Origin of the sequence: Streptomyces celluloflavus (assembly GCA_000720995.1) — a bacterium.
GTDB lineage: Bacteria > Actinomycetota > Actinomycetes > Streptomycetales > Streptomycetaceae > Streptomyces > Streptomyces celluloflavus.
On the sequence record JOEL01000010.1, the window covers coordinates 1 to 15,833 of the forward strand.

Annotated in this window: 17 protein-coding genes; 8 read left to right on the top strand and 9 right to left on the bottom strand. The window is 70.4% G+C overall.

Annotated elements, in window-relative coordinates; genetic code table 11:
- Positions 1-110: 110 nt before the first annotated feature.
- The gene (locus tag IH09_RS10940) at positions 111-419 is read right to left on the bottom strand and encodes a hypothetical protein (RefSeq protein WP_052855956.1); all 309 of its coding nucleotides are present in this window, start codon (positions 417-419) and stop codon (positions 111-113) included.
- Positions 420-886: 467 nt separating this feature from the next.
- On the opposite strand from IH09_RS10940, the gene IH09_RS10945 reads away from it, so the two are divergent.
- Both IH09_RS10945 and IH09_RS10950 read left to right on the top strand, forming a co-directional pair.
- Positions 887-1,894, top strand: coding sequence for an NlpC/P60 family protein (locus IH09_RS10945; protein ID WP_052855957.1), 1,008 nt, complete (start codon positions 887-889; stop codon positions 1,892-1,894).
- Between the two features lie 236 nt (positions 1,895-2,130).
- On the top strand, positions 2,131-2,880 hold the full coding sequence (locus tag IH09_RS10950) for a phosphatase PAP2 family protein (protein ID WP_052855958.1): 750 nt from the start codon (positions 2,131-2,133) through the stop codon (positions 2,878-2,880).
- A 192-nt stretch (positions 2,881-3,072) separates the two neighbouring features.
- On the opposite strand, the gene IH09_RS36955 is transcribed toward IH09_RS10950, so the two are convergent.
- Complete coding sequence (locus tag IH09_RS36955) at positions 3,073-3,345, bottom strand: hypothetical protein (protein ID WP_094793896.1); 273 nt, start codon at positions 3,343-3,345, stop codon at positions 3,073-3,075.
- A 218-nt stretch (positions 3,346-3,563) separates the two neighbouring features.
- Between IH09_RS36955 and IH09_RS10955 the strand changes: the two genes are divergently transcribed.
- Both IH09_RS10955 and IH09_RS10960 read left to right on the top strand, forming a co-directional pair.
- Positions 3,564-4,433, top strand: a complete 870-nt coding sequence (locus IH09_RS10955) for a hypothetical protein (protein WP_052855959.1) — start codon at positions 3,564-3,566, stop codon at positions 4,431-4,433.
- A 521-nt stretch (positions 4,434-4,954) separates the two neighbouring features.
- Complete coding sequence (locus tag IH09_RS10960) at positions 4,955-5,215, top strand: hypothetical protein (RefSeq protein WP_205380335.1); 261 nt, start codon at positions 4,955-4,957, stop codon at positions 5,213-5,215.
- A 29-nt stretch (positions 5,216-5,244) separates the two neighbouring features.
- Here the strand turns inward: IH09_RS10960 and IH09_RS10965 are convergent, their stop codons facing one another.
- Positions 5,245-5,646, bottom strand: a complete 402-nt coding sequence (locus tag IH09_RS10965; protein ID WP_052855960.1) for a metal-sensitive transcriptional regulator — start codon at positions 5,644-5,646, stop codon at positions 5,245-5,247.
- A gap of 194 nt (positions 5,647-5,840) precedes the next feature.
- Here IH09_RS10965 and IH09_RS10970 point away from each other — a divergent pair, with 194 nt between their 5' ends.
- Positions 5,841-6,461: a DUF47 domain-containing protein gene (locus IH09_RS10970; RefSeq protein ID WP_052855961.1), complete on the top strand. Its 621-nt coding sequence runs from the start codon at positions 5,841-5,843 to the stop codon at positions 6,459-6,461.
- 9 nt (positions 6,462-6,470) lie between these two features.
- Positions 6,471-7,469, top strand: a complete 999-nt coding sequence (locus IH09_RS10975; RefSeq protein ID WP_052855962.1) for an inorganic phosphate transporter — start codon at positions 6,471-6,473, stop codon at positions 7,467-7,469.
- A 129-nt stretch (positions 7,470-7,598) separates the two neighbouring features.
- Here IH09_RS10975 and pstB read toward each other — a convergent pair whose 3' ends face one another.
- From pstB to pstS, 4 genes are all read right to left on the bottom strand, one after another.
- Positions 7,599-8,375: a phosphate ABC transporter ATP-binding protein PstB gene (gene pstB / locus IH09_RS10980; protein WP_052855963.1), complete on the bottom strand. Its 777-nt coding sequence runs from the start codon at positions 8,373-8,375 to the stop codon at positions 7,599-7,601.
- 57 nt (positions 8,376-8,432) lie between these two features.
- A complete protein-coding gene (gene pstA / locus IH09_RS10985) occupies positions 8,433-9,521 on the bottom strand; it encodes a phosphate ABC transporter permease PstA (RefSeq protein ID WP_052855964.1) in 1,089 nt (362 codons plus the stop codon).
- Positions 9,518-10,519, bottom strand: a complete 1,002-nt coding sequence (gene pstC / locus IH09_RS10990; protein ID WP_052855965.1) for a phosphate ABC transporter permease subunit PstC — start codon at positions 10,517-10,519, stop codon at positions 9,518-9,520. The genes pstA and pstC overlap by 4 nt, the downstream gene beginning before the upstream one ends.
- Positions 10,520-10,662: 143 nt before the next feature.
- Positions 10,663-11,790 (bottom strand): phosphate ABC transporter substrate-binding protein PstS, encoded by a 1,128-nt coding sequence (gene pstS, locus IH09_RS10995; protein ID WP_052855966.1) that lies wholly within the window; start codon positions 11,788-11,790, stop codon positions 10,663-10,665.
- A gap of 470 nt (positions 11,791-12,260) precedes the next feature.
- Here pstS and IH09_RS11000 point away from each other — a divergent pair, with 470 nt between their 5' ends.
- On the top strand, positions 12,261-13,373 hold the full coding sequence (locus tag IH09_RS11000) for a C40 family peptidase (protein WP_240151110.1): 1,113 nt from the start codon (positions 12,261-12,263) through the stop codon (positions 13,371-13,373).
- Between the two features lie 12 nt (positions 13,374-13,385).
- Here IH09_RS11000 and IH09_RS38950 read toward each other — a convergent pair whose 3' ends face one another.
- Positions 13,386-13,541, bottom strand: coding sequence for a hypothetical protein (locus IH09_RS38950; protein ID WP_172451022.1), 156 nt, complete (start codon positions 13,539-13,541; stop codon positions 13,386-13,388).
- 152 nt (positions 13,542-13,693) lie between these two features.
- Here IH09_RS38950 and IH09_RS11005 point away from each other — a divergent pair, with 152 nt between their 5' ends.
- Positions 13,694-15,271 (top strand): PP2C family protein-serine/threonine phosphatase, encoded by a 1,578-nt coding sequence (locus IH09_RS11005; RefSeq protein ID WP_052855967.1) that lies wholly within the window; start codon positions 13,694-13,696, stop codon positions 15,269-15,271.
- Between the two features lie 93 nt (positions 15,272-15,364).
- Here IH09_RS11005 and IH09_RS11010 read toward each other — a convergent pair whose 3' ends face one another.
- Complete coding sequence (locus tag IH09_RS11010) at positions 15,365-15,703, bottom strand: DUF2516 family protein (RefSeq protein WP_052856115.1); 339 nt, start codon at positions 15,701-15,703, stop codon at positions 15,365-15,367.
- Positions 15,704-15,833 lie beyond the last annotated feature (130 nt).

Below are 15,833 nucleotides of genomic sequence, written 5' to 3' on the forward strand. Positions count from 1 at the left end.
GGGGCACGGGGCGGCGGAGAGAGGGGAGGCGGGGGCGCACAGGGGGCGGGGCAAGGGGGCGGCGCCGGGGCGGGCTGGTGCGGAGCGTGTGTACGGGGCGGGGCGCGGGGCTAGACGGCCATGCCGTAGACGATGGTGAAGAGCGTCCCCAGGGAGCCGATGATGAAGACGCCGGTCAGGCCGGCCACGATCAGGCCCTTGCCCTGTTCGGCGCTGAAGGTGTCGCGGAGCGCGGTGGCGCCGATGCGCTGTTTGGCGGCGCCCCAGATCGCGATGCCGAGACAGAGCAGGATCGCGATCGCCATGATGACCTCGACCATCACACGGGCCTCGTTGCCCAGGCTCCCGAACGGTCCCCAGTCCGGGGCGATTCCGCCGATGATGGTGGTGATATCGCCCTTTTCGGCTGCCATGAACATAAATGAACTCACCGCCCCTTATGGGTAGTTGTACGCCTGCGCCATGCAGTGCAGGTCAGTCTCTATCTTCGCTGACAAAGACGCCATCAGATGTCGACTTGGCGGCTTTCTTTGACGGATCCGGTGGGGATGGCGTGTGCGCGGCTCCGTGAATCGTCCGCCGAGCCCATTAGTCTCACTTTGTGTATCACGACTGATCACTCTGAGCAATGATCATTGGCGAGAGGCGCGGACCGGGCCGTCGCGCCCCGCCATTCGGAGTCCGGCCGCTGAATCGATCCGGAGCCCAAAGGGGCCAATGAGCCCGGTGAACCCGATGAAGCAGCAGGGCGGGGCGTCCGTGTGGCGCGATGCCGGCCGCCCCCGGTGCTCCCCTGCGCCGTGTGGTGCTCCGTCAGACGGCGATAACTGGCGGTCGGATGGGGGGAGGGGGTGTGAATCGGGGCCGAATGAGGGAGGGTTGGGGGGTGCGGAAATTCTGGATTGCCGGTGGGCTCGGGGCGGGGCTGCTGCTCTGCCTCGTCGGGCTGCTCGTGGCCGGGACGTTCGCCGCCGCCGCGGGGGTGGCGGGCGCGGCCGGGGGTCGCTCCGTCGGGCTGGCCAAGGGTGCCGTACCGGCCGCGTACCAGGGGCTGGTGCAGAAGTGGGGCAACCTCTGCCCGGCAATAAGTCCCGCGCTGCTTGCCGCGCAGCTCTATCAGGAGAGCGGCTGGAACCCGAAGGCGCAGAGCCCCGCGAACGCGCAGGGCATCGCGCAGTTCATCCCGGGGACCTGGGCGGAGTACGGTATCGACGCGAACGGCGACGGCAAGAAGGACGTCTGGGATCCGGAGGACGCGATTCCGTCGGCGGCCTCGTACGACTGCGACCTCGCGAAATATGTGAAGGACGCGCCGGGCGACGCCACCAGCAACATGCTCGCCGCGTACAACGCGGGGGCGTATCGGGTGATTCAGTACAACGGTGTCCCGCCGTACAGCGAGACGCAGAATTACGTGAAGACGATTACGACCCTGGCGAAGAGTTTCGAGGCGCCGGTGGGGCGGGTGGCGTCCTCGAAACAGGCGGCCGCCGCCATCTATTACGCACAGGGAAAGCTTGGTACGCCCTATTTGTGGGGCGGTAACGGCACCGCCGATCAGAACGGCCGGTTCGACTGCTCGGGGCTCACCAAGGCCGCTTACAACTCGGTGGACATCGATCTGCCGCGGGTGGCGAACGATCAGTGGAACGCCGGTCCGCATCCGCAGCGGGACGAGTTGCTCCCGGGCGACCTGGTGTTCTTCGCGCACAACCTGAACGACCCGCGGACGATTCACCACGTGGGGATCTATGTGGGAGGCGGGTACATGATCAATGCGCCGCATACCGGTGCGGTGATCCGTTTCGACAAGATCGATGCGCCGGACTACATCGGTGCGACCCGGGTCACGGCGGATGGCGCAAAAGCGCTCCCGACTGCGAACGCCGGGTGAATATAGGGCCCTGAACTGCGGCGATGAGTCAAGCTTCGATAACGTCCTGGTGATCATCCGGTGGAGAGTGGAACGCCAGGACCAGGCATCACGTTTTCCTGGCGGGGACGTGGCACAGGGCGTGGCGGCGGGCGTGCGGACGTGGCCGCGACCGGTGCGGCGGATGCTCGACGACCACGGGGGTGGGCAGCAAGACCTAGGCGCTCGCGCGCGCGAAAGATAAGGGGCCGCGGCAGATGGCTGGACTCGCACTGGAGGGACCGAACCCCGATGTCGATGTGCTCGACGGCATCAACGGTCTCGCGAAAGGTGCCCCGCACTGGGTCAACCGTGCGATGGAGTTCATCGGCGAGTACGGCATCATCGCCGGCCTCGCGGTGCTGTGTCTGATCGCCTGGTGGTCCGCACGCCGCAAACAGGACGCGCCGGCCGCCGTCGCGGGACTGGTCTGGGCGCCACTGGCCGCCGGACTCGCGCTGCTCGCCAATATCCCGATCCGCGCGTTCGTCTCGCGACCGCGGCCGTTCAACGACCACGCCGAGATGACGGTCCTGATCCAGGGGAAGACCGACTTCTCGTTCGTGAGTGACCACGCGACGCTGACCATGGCGGTCGCCGCCGGACTGTTCATCGTCCATCGCGTCTACGGCCTGATCGGGATCGGGCTGGCGCTGCTGGAAGGCTTCTGCCGGGTGTACATGGGTGTGCACTATCCGACCGATGTGGTCGGCGGGTTCGCGCTGGGCACGGCCGTCGCGCTGCTGCTGGCGCCGCTCGCGCAGGCGCTGCTGGTACCGCTGGCGACGACGGTCGGGCGGTCGAAGGCCGGGTGGCTGGTGCAGGCCCCGGCCGCGGCGGCGCGGGCGGCGGCCGAGGCGGGCGCGGCCGGCCGTGCGGGCCAGGACGCCGCCGGCGGACAGTTCGTGACCACCGGGCCGCCGCTGCCGCCCCGCCACGACGGACGGGACAAGGACCTGGCGGCCTGAGGATCCGGGATATCCGAGAGACCTGAGGGATACGAGAGACCCGAAGGTCTGACGGCCCGGCCCCTTCACGGGGGCCGGGCCGTCGGCGTTCTCCGGCCTCGGCGGCCGGTGGGGCACCGGGCGGTCGGCGAGGGCGGCGGCGTCGGGAGGCCGGGAGGCCGGGAGCGAGGTCACGTGGAGGCTCGGGCCGGGCTACTCCGGGGGACGTTCGGCAGATGTGTGGTGGTCGGTCAGATGGCGGGCGGCATCCGTACGGGCCTGGGAGCGGGCGCGGCGGGCCGGGCCCGACCAGCCGCAGTCGCAGCGGGCCAGGCAGAAGGAGCCGCGTTCGGTGGTGGAGACGTGAGGGTGTCGTGCGGGGGCGTGATCCGGGCCGGCCGGCCGTGCGGCCGGGGCGGAATCCGGGGTGCGGTGGGGGACGGGGGCGGGACCTGGCGGTGGATCCTGGGGGGCTCGGTCGGGCACCCGGCCACGCTACGCGCCCGGGGTGGCCGGGCGTGACGGGCCCCCGGAACGGTCGTTGAACGGAGCGGTGGACAAAACGCCCGGTCGGCGGCCGGGGGAACGGTCTGTCGGCTGGATCAGCCCGCAGGGATCAGCCCGGCCACCTGGCACGGCCGGCCCGGACCGGCAGAAATGACCGTCCGGAACACGAACACAGCGGCCGAGGGGGCTCGTACGCGATGGTGGTGCAGGACAGACGGAGCGGCGGCGCGGTCGCGGGCGCGGTGGCCGTGGCGTGCGGGACGGGGCTGACGGCGGGGCTGCTGACGACGGGGTGTTCCCCGGGCGGTGCCGCGGCCGGCGAACAGGTGGTGTCCGGCCGGACCGCGGTGGCCGCCCAGGACGTCCGCGGCAGCGCCGACGCGCTGGTCCGGGCCGGCTCCGCCAGGGTCCGTACGGCGATGGAGACCGCCAGCGGCGGCACCCGCGTCGTCATCCGCGGCGCCGGCGGCTACGACTTCCGGACGAGCAGCGGTCAGCTGCGGGTCGTACTGCCCGGTCCGGCGGGCGGGCACGGCGGCGGGCATCCGCCGATCACGGAGATTCTGGCGCCCGGTGCGCTCTTCATGAAGAACCGCGGTGCGGGGGTGCCGGCCGACAAGTGGGTGCGGGTGGACATCGCCACGCTGGCCGACGGGAATCTGGTCACCGGTGGCGTGACGGATCCGCTGGTCGCCGCCGAACTGCTGCGCGGGGCGCGGGAGGTGACGTACCGGGGCGAGCAGCGGCTGGGCGGGGTGCCGGTCCGGCACTACAGCGGGACGACGGACATCGGGGCGGCGGCCGCGGTGGCGTCGGAGCGGGTGCAGTCCGTGCTGCGGGCGGCGGAGAAAGGGTTCACCACCCGTGCCGTGCCGTTCGATGTGTATCTGGACGAGACCGGCCGGCTGCGCCGGGTGCGGGAGCGGTTCCGCTTCGCCAACGGTGCGCCCGGGGGTGCGTCGGTGATCTCGACGACGGAGCTGTACTCGTTCGGGGCGAAGACGGCGGTGCGGCTGCCGGCCGCGGGGGACATCTACGCCGGGAAGATCGCCTCCGCGGCGTCGTAGCGCGGAGCCGGTGGGCGAGGGCCGGTGGCTGCGGCCCGGTGACGGTGGGTCGGCTCCGTAACTGGTCCCGTACCTGGGCCCCCGCGCCTGTCCCCGTTCATGCCCCGTCAGCTGCCCGCCGCCCGAGGCCCTGCCCCGTCGCAGCCGTCGGTACCCCGCGCCCTGTGGTGGCTCGGCTCGGTCGTGGCCGTCCGCTCCCCGCCCCCTGCGGTGGCCCGGCTCCGGCGTGGCCGTCCGCTCCCCGCCCCCTGTGGTGGCCCGGCTCCGGCGTGGCCGTCCGCTCCCCGCCCGCCACCCGCTGCCGTCGCACCGCCGTCGTCGGACCGCTGCCGTCGCACCGCCGCCGTCGTCGCACCACCCTCGTCCCTGGCGCGGAGTATCGCGGGACCGCCCGGTGGCCGTGTGCGCCCCCCTGTGCCGGGGAGGTGACCGGGGACGCGTGCTCGGGGGCGGAAATGGTCCATCCGTGCCATGCGCGGAGCGTACGCCCGTCCCTACGCTGGGCGGGAGCCACCAGGGGTGTGGGACGGCGCTCGGAGGAGGAGGTGCGGTACGTGGCCGCGCACTGCCATGTGACGGGGCCGGACCACGTAGCCCTCGTCGAGATCGATCTGACCGGTGAGCTGATGATCGCGGCGGCGTCCGCGAGCGAGGATCGGCTCAGTGCGGACCGTATCGACGAGGTGCTGGACGTGGCCGGGCGCGGGGACGGCGGATCGGCCGGCCGCCGCGCGGAGCGGCTGCCGCGGCGGCCCGGCCCGGCGGGACGGCGCCCGCGGTAGGCGGGGAGCCGCGTCCCGGGCGCCAGGCGTCAGGTGCGCAGCATCCGTTCGATCGCCTTCGTCGCCTCTTTGACCTTCTCGTCGATGGCGTCAGGTCCCTTGACGGCGGCGTCCGCGACGCAGTGCCGCAGATGCTCCTCCAGGAGCTGGAGGCCGAAGGACTGCAAGCCCTTCGTGCTCGCCGAGACCTGGGTGAGTATGTCGATGCAGTAGACGTCCTCTTCCAGCATCCGCTGGAGGCCGCGGATCTGGCCCTCGATGCGGCGCAGCCGCTTGAGGTGGGCGTCCTTTTGCTGAGCATAGCCGTGAATGCCCAGATCGTGATTGGTCACGGCGTTTGGGTCGCCTTGGCGGTCGGTTTTCGGCTGCGGGGTGTGCGGGGCCGCGGCGGCTGCGGCGGGGCCGCTGGTGTCGGCGTCCGTGGTCGTCATGGCCGTCTCCCGTGGTATCTAGGCGATGCGTATACCCCTGGTGGGTATATGTTAGCGAATTTCGCGGGCACCGGCGGTACCCCGTGCAGAGCATGCTGCCCGATGGGCGACACTGAAGGAATGCCGGTTAGCTGTGGCTGGATGATGCGCCTAGCATCAACCCGACCGAATCCGATGCACCCCGAGGATTTCACGTGCGCTTTCGTCTGACCCCCAGGGAGACGAGCTTCTACGACATGTTCGCCGCCTCCGCGGACAACATCGTCACGGGCTCCAAGCTCCTGATGGAACTGCTCGGGGCGGACGCCTCCGCGCGGGCAGAGATCGCCGAAAGGATGCGGGCGGCGGAGCACGCGGGAGACGACGCTACCCACGCGGTCTTCCACCAGCTGAACTCCTCCTTCATCACGCCGTTCGACCGCGAGGACATCTACAACCTCGCCTCGTCGCTCGACGACATCATGGACTTCATGGAAGAGGCCGTCGATCTGGTCGTCCTCTACAAGGTGGAGGAACTGCCGAAGGGCGTCGACCAGCAGATCGAGGTGCTGGCGCGGGCGGCGGAGCTGACCGCCGAGGCGATGCCGAATCTGCGCACCATGTCCAACCTCACCGAGTACTGGATCGAGGTCAACCGCCTGGAGAACCAGGCCGACCAGATCCACCGCAAGCTGCTCGCGCATCTCTTCAACGGCAAGTACGACGCCATCGAGGTGCTCAAGCTGAAGCAGATCGTGGACATCCTGGAGGAGGCGGCGGACGCGTTCGAGCATGTCGCCAACACGGTCGAGACCATCGCGGTCAAGGAGTCCTGAGCCCCGGCCATGGACACCTTCGCGCTCATCGTGACCATTGCGGTCGCACTCGGTTTCACATATACGAACGGCTTCCACGACTCCGCGAACGCCATCGCCACCTCGGTCTCGACGCGGGCGCTGACCCCGCGGGCGGCGCTGGCGATGGCCGCGGTGATGAACCTCGCCGGTGCCTTCCTGGGCAGCGGGGTCGCCAAGACGGTCAGCGAAGGGCTGATCTCCACACCACAGGGCAACAAGGGGATGGGCATCCTCTTCGCCGCGCTGCTCGGCGCGGTGGTGTGGAACCTCGTCACCTGGTACTTCGGGCTGCCGTCGTCGTCCTCGCACGCCCTGTTCGGCGGCATGGTCGGTGCGGCGCTCGCGGGCGGCACGGAGGTGATCTGGAGCGGGGTGATCGAGAAGGTCGTGCTGCCCATGTTCATCTCGCCGATCATCGGCCTGGTACTCGGCTATCTGGTGATGGTCGTGATCCTGTGGATGTTCCGGAAGGCGAACCCGCACAAGGCCAAGCGCGGTTTCCGGATCGCCCAGACGGTCTCGGCCGCGGGCATGGCGCTCGGCCATGGCCTCCAGGACGCGCAGAAGACCATGGGCGTCGTGGTGATGGCCCTGGTCATCGCCGATGTCGAGGGCGAGAACGACGCGATCCCGATCTGGGTCAAGCTGGCCTGCGCGATCACCCTCTCGCTCGGTACGTACGCGGGCGGCTGGCGCATCATGCGCACGCTCGGCCGGCGGATCATCGAACTGGACCCGCCGCAGGGCTTCGCCGCGGAGACCACGGCCGCGTCGGTCATGTACACCGCGTCGTTCATGTTCCACGCGCCGATCTCCACGACGCATGTCATCACCTCCGCGATCATGGGCGTGGGCTCGACCAAGGGCTCGCGCGCGGTGCGCTGGGGCGTCGCCAAGAACATCGTGATGGGCTGGTTCATCACGATGCCGGCGGCGGCGCTGGTCGCGGCGCTGGCGTACTGGATCGTGCAGGGAGCCTTCGGCTAGCGGCCGACGCAGGCAGTTGAGGACGAGGACGGGCCCGCCCCCCGGGAAGGAGGGGCGGGCCCTTCGTCATGCGGTGGCACCGCCATGCAGCACCGCAGGACGTGCTGGGGCCGGCCAGGCCGGGCAGCTCTAGCCGAAGCGGCCGGAGATGTAGTCCTCGGTGGCCTGGACCGACGGGTTGGAGAAGATCCGCTCGGTCTCGTCGATCTCGACCAGCTTGCCGGGCTGCCCGACGGCCGCGAGGTTGAAGAAGGCCGTACGGTCCGAGACCCGCGCGGCCTGCTGCATGTTGTGCGTCACGATGACGATCGTGAAGCGCTCCTTCAGCTCGCCGATCAGGTCCTCGATGGCGAGGGTGGAGATCGGGTCGAGCGCCGAGCACGGCTCGTCCATCAGCAGGACCTGCGGCTCGACCGCGATGGCGCGGGCGATGCAGAGCCGCTGCTGCTGGCCGCCGGAGAGGCCGGAGCCGGGCTTGCCCAGGCGGTCCTTGACCTCGTTCCAGAGGTTGGCGCCCCTGAGGGACTTCTCGACGATGTCCTTGAGCTCGTTCTTCTTGTGCGTGCCGTTCAGCCGCAGGCCGGCCGCGACATTGTCGAAGATCGACATCGTGGGGAACGGGTTGGGGCGCTGGAAGACCATGCCGACGGTGCGGCGGACGGCGACCGGGTCGACGCCGGAGCCGTACAGATTCTCGTCGTCCAGCAGCACCTTGCCCTCGACGCGGCCGCCCGGGGTGACCTCGTGCATCCGGTTCAGGGTGCGCAGGAAGGTGGACTTGCCGCAGCCGGACGGGCCGATGAAGGCGGTCACGGAACGCGGTTCGACGGTCATGGATATGTCGTCGATGGCCTTGTGGCCGCCGTAGTACGCGGAGAGGCCGCTGACGTCGATGCGCTTGGCCATGGGGATCACTACTTCTTTCGTACGGGTAGCCACGCGGCGAGGCCGCGGACTGACGTCTTAGCGTCCGGTCTTGGGGGCCTTCCAGCGGGCGATGCCGCGGGCCACCAGATTCAGGATCATGACGAAGGCGATGAGGACGAGCGCCGCGGACCAGGCGCGGTCGTACGAGGCATCGGAGCCCTGCTGCCACTGCTGGAACACATACAGCGGAAGCGACTGCTGGGCGCCTTCGAAGGGGTTGCCGTTGATCGTCTTCGCGCCCCACACCAGGAGCAGCACCGGGGCGGTCTCACCGGTGATGCGGGCGATGGCGAGCATCACACCGGTGGTGATGCCGCCGATCGACGTCGGCAGGACGACCTTGAGGATGGTGCGCCACTTCGGGACACCGAGGGCGAGGGACGCCTCGCGCAGCTCGTTGGGGACGAGCTTGAGCATCTCCTCGGTGGAGCGGACGACGACCGGCATCATCAGGATCGCCAGGGCCATCGAGCCGGCGAAGCCGGACGGGCCGAAGCCGAGGATCAGGATCCAGACGGAGAGGATGAACAGACCGGCCACGATCGACGGGATACCGGTCATCACGTCGACGAAGAAGGTGACGACCTTGGCGAGCCTGCCGCGCCCGTATTCGACGAGGTAGACCGCGGTCAGCAGCCCGAGCGGCGCGGCGATCAGGGTCGCCAGGCCCACCTGCTCCAGGGTGCCGATGATCGCGTGGTAGATACCGCCGCCGGGCAGCGCGTCCGGGAGGGTGCCCATCGAGTGGGACAGGAAGAAGCCGTCCAGGACCGTGGTGCCGCGGGCGACGGTCTCCCACAGCAGGGAGGCGAGCGGGACGACGGCGAGCAGGAAGGCGATCCAGACCAGGCTGGTGGCCAGCCGGTCCTTGGCCTGCCGGGCGCCCTCGACGCCGGCGGCCAGCGCGAACGTACCGCCGATGAAGAGCAGGGCGGCGATCAGGCCCCACTGGATCCTGCTGTCCAGGCCCCCGACGAGGCCGATGCCGGTGCCCAGGGCGGCCGAGACCAGCGCGAGCGCGGCCGGGGTCCAGCGGGGCAGCCGGGCCTGGCGGAGGGAGACCGGGAGCGGGGTGCCGCCGGGATGCTCGGCGCGCGGGCGGCGGTCGGTCATGACGTCGCTCATGATGCGGCTCCCGAGTACTCCTTGCGGCGGGCGATGATCAGCCGGGCCGCGCCGTTGACGAGCAGCGTGATCACGAAGAGGACGAGACCGGAGGCGATCAGGGCGTCCCGGCCGAATTCGTCGGCCTCGTTGAACTTGCTCGCGATGTTCTGGGCGAAGGTGCCGCCGCCCGGGTCCAGCAGGCTCGCGCCGATGAGGAAGCTGGGGGAGAGGACCGTGGCGACGGCCATCGTCTCGCCGAGCGCGCGGCCCAGGCCCAGCATCGAGGCGCTGATGATGCCGGAGCGGCCGAAGGGGAGCACCGACATCCGGATGACCTCCCACCGGGTGGCGCCGAGCGCCAGGGCGGCCTCCTCGTGCATCCGCGGCACCTGGAGGAAGACCTCGCGGCTGACGCTGGTGACGATCGGCAGGATCATGATCGCGAGCAGGATGCCGACGGTGAAGAGCGACCGGGCCGCGCCGTCGCCGTACCGGAAGATGCCGGTCCAGCCGAGGTAGTCGTCCAGCCAGCTGTAGAGGCCGGTCAGGTGCGGGACGAGGAAGAGCGCGCCCCACAGGCCGTAGATGATGCTGGGCACCGCGGCGAGCAGGTCGATGACGTAGCCCAGCGGCGAGGCCAGCTTGCGCGGTGCGTAGTGCGAGATGAACAGCGCGATGCCGACCGCGACCGGGACGGCGATGACCATCGCGATCAGCGAGCTGACGACGGTGCCGAAGGCGAGCACCGCGATGCCGAACTTCGGCTCCGTCCCGGTGGCGTTCCAGTCGAAGGTGGTGAAGAAGTTCGCGTGATCGCCGGAGATGGCGATCACCGACCGGTAGGTGAGGAACGCCGTGATGGCGCCCATGATCACCAGGAGGGCGATACCGGAGCCGCGGGAGAGCCCGAGGAAGATCCGGTCACCGGGGCGGATGGCCCGGCCGGAGATGGCGGAGGGCGCGTCGGTCCGCGGTGGTGGTGGGGGTACGTCGGCTGTCGGGGTTGCTGAAGTCATGGTTTCTCCGGTCTGCGGAGCCGGCGGGGCTCCTGGCGCGGCGGTGCACCGGATGGGCGGCGGCGGCCCGGGGCCGTACGGTCCGGGGCCGGGGAGGCGGGCCCGGGGGCCGTACGGCGTCGTGGGGGCCGCCGCCCGGTGGGTCAGGAGAGCGAGGCGACGGTCTTGCGGACCTTCTCGACGATCTCAGTGGGGATCGGGGCGTAACCCAGCGCCTTGAGGGCGTTCTGACCGTCCGCGCTTGCGGTGTAGGTCAGGAAGGACTTGGTCGCGGCCAGCGTCTCGGCCTTGTTGCCCTTGTCGCAGGCGATCTCGTACGTCACCAGGGTGAGGGGGTAGGCGCCCTCGGCCTTGGTGGTGTAGTTGAGCTTCAGCGCGAGGTCGTTGCCCTTGCCGACCTGCTTGGCCTCGGCGATGGCCTTGGAGGCGTTGTCGACGTTGGCCTCGACCGGCTCCTTGGCACCGGTGTTCAGCTTGACGGTCGAGATCTTGCCGGCCGTCGCGTACGACAGCTCGAAGTACGAGATGGCGCCGGCGTTCTGCTTGACCTGCGCGGCGAGACCGGACGAGCCGGAGGCCGCCTGGCCGCCCTTGCCCGCCCAGGTCTTCGCCGGCTCGTGCTTCCAGGCGTCGGGGGCCGCGCCCTTGAGGTACTTGGTGAGGTTGTCGGTGGTGCCCGAGTCGTCGGAGCGGTGGAACGCCTGGATCTTGAGGTCCGGCAGCTTGGCGTCCGGGTTGAGCTTCTTGATCTCGGCGTCGTTCCAGTTGGTGATCTCCGAGTCGAAGATCTTCGCGAGGGTCGGGGCGTCCAGCACCAGGTTCTCGACGCCGGGGACGTGGTAACCGATCGCGATCGGACCGCCGACCATCGGGAGGTTGATCGCCTGGCCGCCGTCCTTGCAGACCTTCTTGGACTTCTCGACCTCTTCGGGCTTGAGCGGCGAGTCGGAGCCCGCGAACGCGGTCTGGCCCTGGAGGAAGGTGGTGATACCGGCGCCGGAGCCCGGGTCCTGGTAGTTGATCTCGGTGTCCTTGCAGACGCCCGAGTAGTTCTGCACCCAGACGTCCATGGCGTTCTTCTGCGCGGACGAGCCGGACGCGAGCAGCTTGCCCTTGCCTTCGCACTTGATGCTGGCGGGCTTCGCGGACGTGCCGCTGCCGCTGGAGCCGCTGGCGTCGTCGGAGCCGCACGCCGTCAGGGCCAGGGCACCGGAGACGGCGAGAGCGCCAACGGCGAGGGCGCGAACCCGGTTCTTGCGCTGAAGCTTCACTGTCGAGAGTTCCTTCCTGGGGCGCGCCGCTGCTCGGCGTGCGGGGTGGTGACGTGATGATGACGCGTTCGCGGCTGTCGCCGCTCCGCGGTGCCAGCCGGCCGGTTCGCGAGTGCCCTGGGGGCCTGCCGCTCACTCGGTACGGCCGAAATTAGGCAGAACAGGTGAAGCCGCCGATGGAGGAGAGTGAACGCAGAGTGAACCTCGGCCGTCAGGTGGGTGCGCTGCGGGAAGTGGGCGGCAGTCAGCGGGAAACGGCCCGTCACCCTGTCGAATTACCAGCCGGTATGGCAGCATCCGCGCGAGATGGACCACGCGAATCGGTGCGGAACGACCGGAGGTGACTGGTGGGGAGCCAGGGGACACGGCAGGGCGTTCGGGGCGCAGGGGCCGTACGGGGTGCATACGGCGCGCCTGACATACGGGGAGCCGGGGGGCGGGGCGGCAGCCGGGGGACACGGGGCCGGGTGCTGGCGTGCACGGCCGTCGTCCTGTGCGCGATGGGGCTGCTCGGCGGGACGGCGACGGCCGCGTACGCGGATCCGGGGCCGGGGAGCGGAGCGGGCCGGGACGCCGGCGGTGACGCAAAGAACGGTGGCGGCGCCAAGAGCGATGACGCCAAGGGCGGTGGCTCGGCGGCCGCGGAGGACAAGCGCCTGGACGACGTCCGCAAGGAGATCGAGGACCTCTACCGCAAGGCGGAACAGGCCACCGACGCCTTCAACGGGGCCAGGGAACAGGTCGAGCTCCAGCAGAAAGAGATCGTCAAGCTGGCGCGGAACATCGATTCGACGCAGCAGAAGCTGGCCGTCCTCAAGCGCCGGGCGGGTGCGCTGGCCAGTGCCCAGTACCGCGACGGCGGCCTTCCCCCCGAGGCCCGGCTGATGCTGGGCGACGATCCCGAGGGCTTTCTCGACGATGCCACGCTGGCCCGTAAAGGACAGCAGGCGGTCAAGGGCGTGATCAGCCAACTCGCTCGGACGAAGGGCGATTTGGAGGGCTATTCGAAGGCCGCCACGGAGCGCTGGAAGGTGCTGGAGGAGAACCGCAAGAAGAAGGAGAGCGCGCAGCAGGACATCAAGAAAAAGATCGATGCGGCGAAAGATCTGGAATCCCGGCTGGCCGCCAAGGAGAAAGACCGGCTGAAGAAGCTGGAGGAGGATCAGGCATTCCTGAAGCAGCAGAAATGGCTGGACTCCGGAGCGCTGAAAGAGATCAGCGGCAAAGCGTCCGAACAGGGCAAGAAAGCGATCTCGTTCGCCACGTCGCAGATCGGCAAGAACTATGTGTGGGGCGCGGCCGGGCCGGACACCTTCGACTGCTCGGGGCTGACCCTGCGGGCCTGGCAGGCCGGCGGCAAGACGATCCCGCGGACCTCGCAGGAGCAGTGGCACCAGCTGCCCAGGGTCGCCCTCAAGGACATGCGGCCCGGTGACCTGATCATCTATTTCGCGGACGCCAGCCACGTCGGGATGTACCTGGGCGACGGCGCGATCGTGCACGCCCCGCGGCCCGGCCGGCAGGTCACGATCACCGGGGCCGGCTCGATGCCGATCCTGGGGATCGTACGGCCCGATAAGTAGTTGAATTGATCGTTAAATGACCGGATTGATCGTTTTCGGAGGGTTGCCCGGCTGCGGTTGAATGCGGTCGGGCAGGGTGATTTTCGTCATTCCCTTTTCCGCCTTCCCGGGCCCTGTCCAGGTCATTTCCCTTATGGGGTACGGCATATGACGATGGTCGATTGCCATCGGTCATTCCCTCGCCCTCGGCACTGACGCTATGGTCGCCTTTCAGTGCCCGGTGGCGCCTCGCTCCTGTGACGACGAGCGGCGTGGACCGGGCACGGTGGCGCGCCGTCGGCGCACCACCGCACCCTCTGGGGAGGGAAGGAAGCAGAGGAATGCCCGTACCCGTGCCGGACCGGCGGACGGTCGTACTGCCGCACCAGGCAGGACCGGTGGACGACGACGGCTGCGCGGCCGCGGCGGGGCCCCCGGCCGGACCGGCGCAGGCGTCCGCGCGCCCGGCGGGTGCACCGGCGGCGGCCCCGGCGGCCGGGAGTGAACGGGCGGACGCGGCGGACGGGGCGGCGGCCGGCCACCCGGCCGCCGGGGACGCCATCCCCGGGGAGCGGACCGGCCACGGTGCGTTCCCGCAGGACCTGACCCTGCTCCTCATCGGCGCGGACCCCAACAGCCCCGTCCCCGAGCTGTGGGACGGTGCGGACCACAAGGTCCGGCTGCGGACCGCCCGGAACCTCACCGAGGCCGAGCGGCTGCTCACCGACGATGTGCACTGCATCCTGCTCGACCTGGCCCCGCCGGAGCGCGACACCCGGGACATCCGCGACACCCGCGACACCCGGGAGGCGCGGGCGGAGCGCGACGAGCGGGGCCCCGGTGACGGGTGCGACCCCGGAGACGTACGCGGCCGCGGCGGCGCCCGCGGTCCCGGCGAAGCGTGCGACCCCGGCGAAGCGTGCGGCCCCGGCGACGAGCTGGACGCACTGCGCGAGGTGCTGCGGATGGCGCCCACGCACGCCGTCCTCGTGCTGACCTCCCAGACGGACGCCGAACGGGCGGCCGCCGCCGTACGCGTCGGCGCCCAGGACTACCTCTTCCGCGACGAGCTGGACGGCGCGGTGCTGAGCCGCGCGGTGCGCTACGCGGTCGAGCGCAAGCGCGCCGACCGCGCGCAACACCAGCTCACCGAGTCGCGGATGCTGGCACAGGAGAACGCGCGGCTGGAGCGCGGTCTGCTGCCCACGCCCCTGCTCGAAGGCTCCGGCCTGCGGTTCGCGGCCCGCTACCGCCCCGGCCGCAGCCGCGCGCTGCTCGGCGGCGACTTCTACGACACCGTCCGCACCCCGGACGGCACCGTCCACGCGATGATCGGCGACGTCTGCGGTCATGGCCCGGACGAGGCCGCGCTCGGCGTCGAACTGCGCATCGCCTGGCGGGCGCTGACCTTCGCCGGACTGTGCGGCGACGAACTGCTCGCCACGCTCCAGAAGGTGCTGGAGCACGAGCGCGCCGACGACGAGATCTTCGCGACGCTCTGCACCGTCGACATCTCCCCGGACGGCCGGCACGCCGGCCTGTGCCTGGCCGGCCACCCCGCGCCCCTGCTGGCCCGCGCCGGACGGCCGCCGCGGCTGCTGCCGTACGAGTCCGGCGGCCCGGCGCTCGGTCTGCTGCCGCACGCCCGCTGGCCGCGCCGGCGGATCGAGCTGGGCGGCGCCTGGAGCCTGATGATGTACACGGACGGCCTGATCGAGGGCCGGACGGGGGAGGGCAACCAGCGCCTCGGCCAGGAGGGGATGACCGACCTCGTGAGCCGTCAGATGGCGTCCGGTCTCCGGGGCGAGGAGCTGCTCGACGCGGCGGTCACGGAGGTCCGCGCCCTCAACGGCGAGGAACTGACCGACGATGTGGCCGTCCTGCTGCTGGACCGGCGGGAGAAGGGCCGCCCGGAGTAGCGCGCGGTGCGCGGCGCGGGCGGGCGGCCGGGGCGGTGCCGGGCCGAACGGTCCCCGCCCCGCCCGGGAGCGGCGGGGCCGTACGGTCCGCGCTCAGCGGCCGCCGTTGTAGGGACCGTACGGTCCGTCCGAGCTGGAGCCGCCGCGCCGCGGACCGCCGCCGGCGACCTGCTTGATCGCCGGGCGTACGTCGACGGTGTAGACGATCACGGCGATGACGCCCATGATCGGCAGGAACGACATCAGGGGGAGCAGGAAGAGCAGCGCGGTGGCGATCACGAGGAAAATCAGCCACATGCCCTTGGACTGCTTGTCCGCGGCGCGATAGGCGTCCTCACGGCGCACGGCCGCGTCGATCAGCATCACGGCCGCGTAGATGCCCAGAACGAGCTGGAGCCAGTCCAGGACGTTCTGGAACCCGTAGATCAACACGCTGCCCACCGTCCGTTCATCCGGTTCGTCTCGGCCTTTCGCGGCCCCACCGTACCCGGAGAACGGGCCGGACACCTGAAGTGTGCCCGGCCCGCCCCATGGATCCGGTGCACGCCGCCGTGGCGCGCGC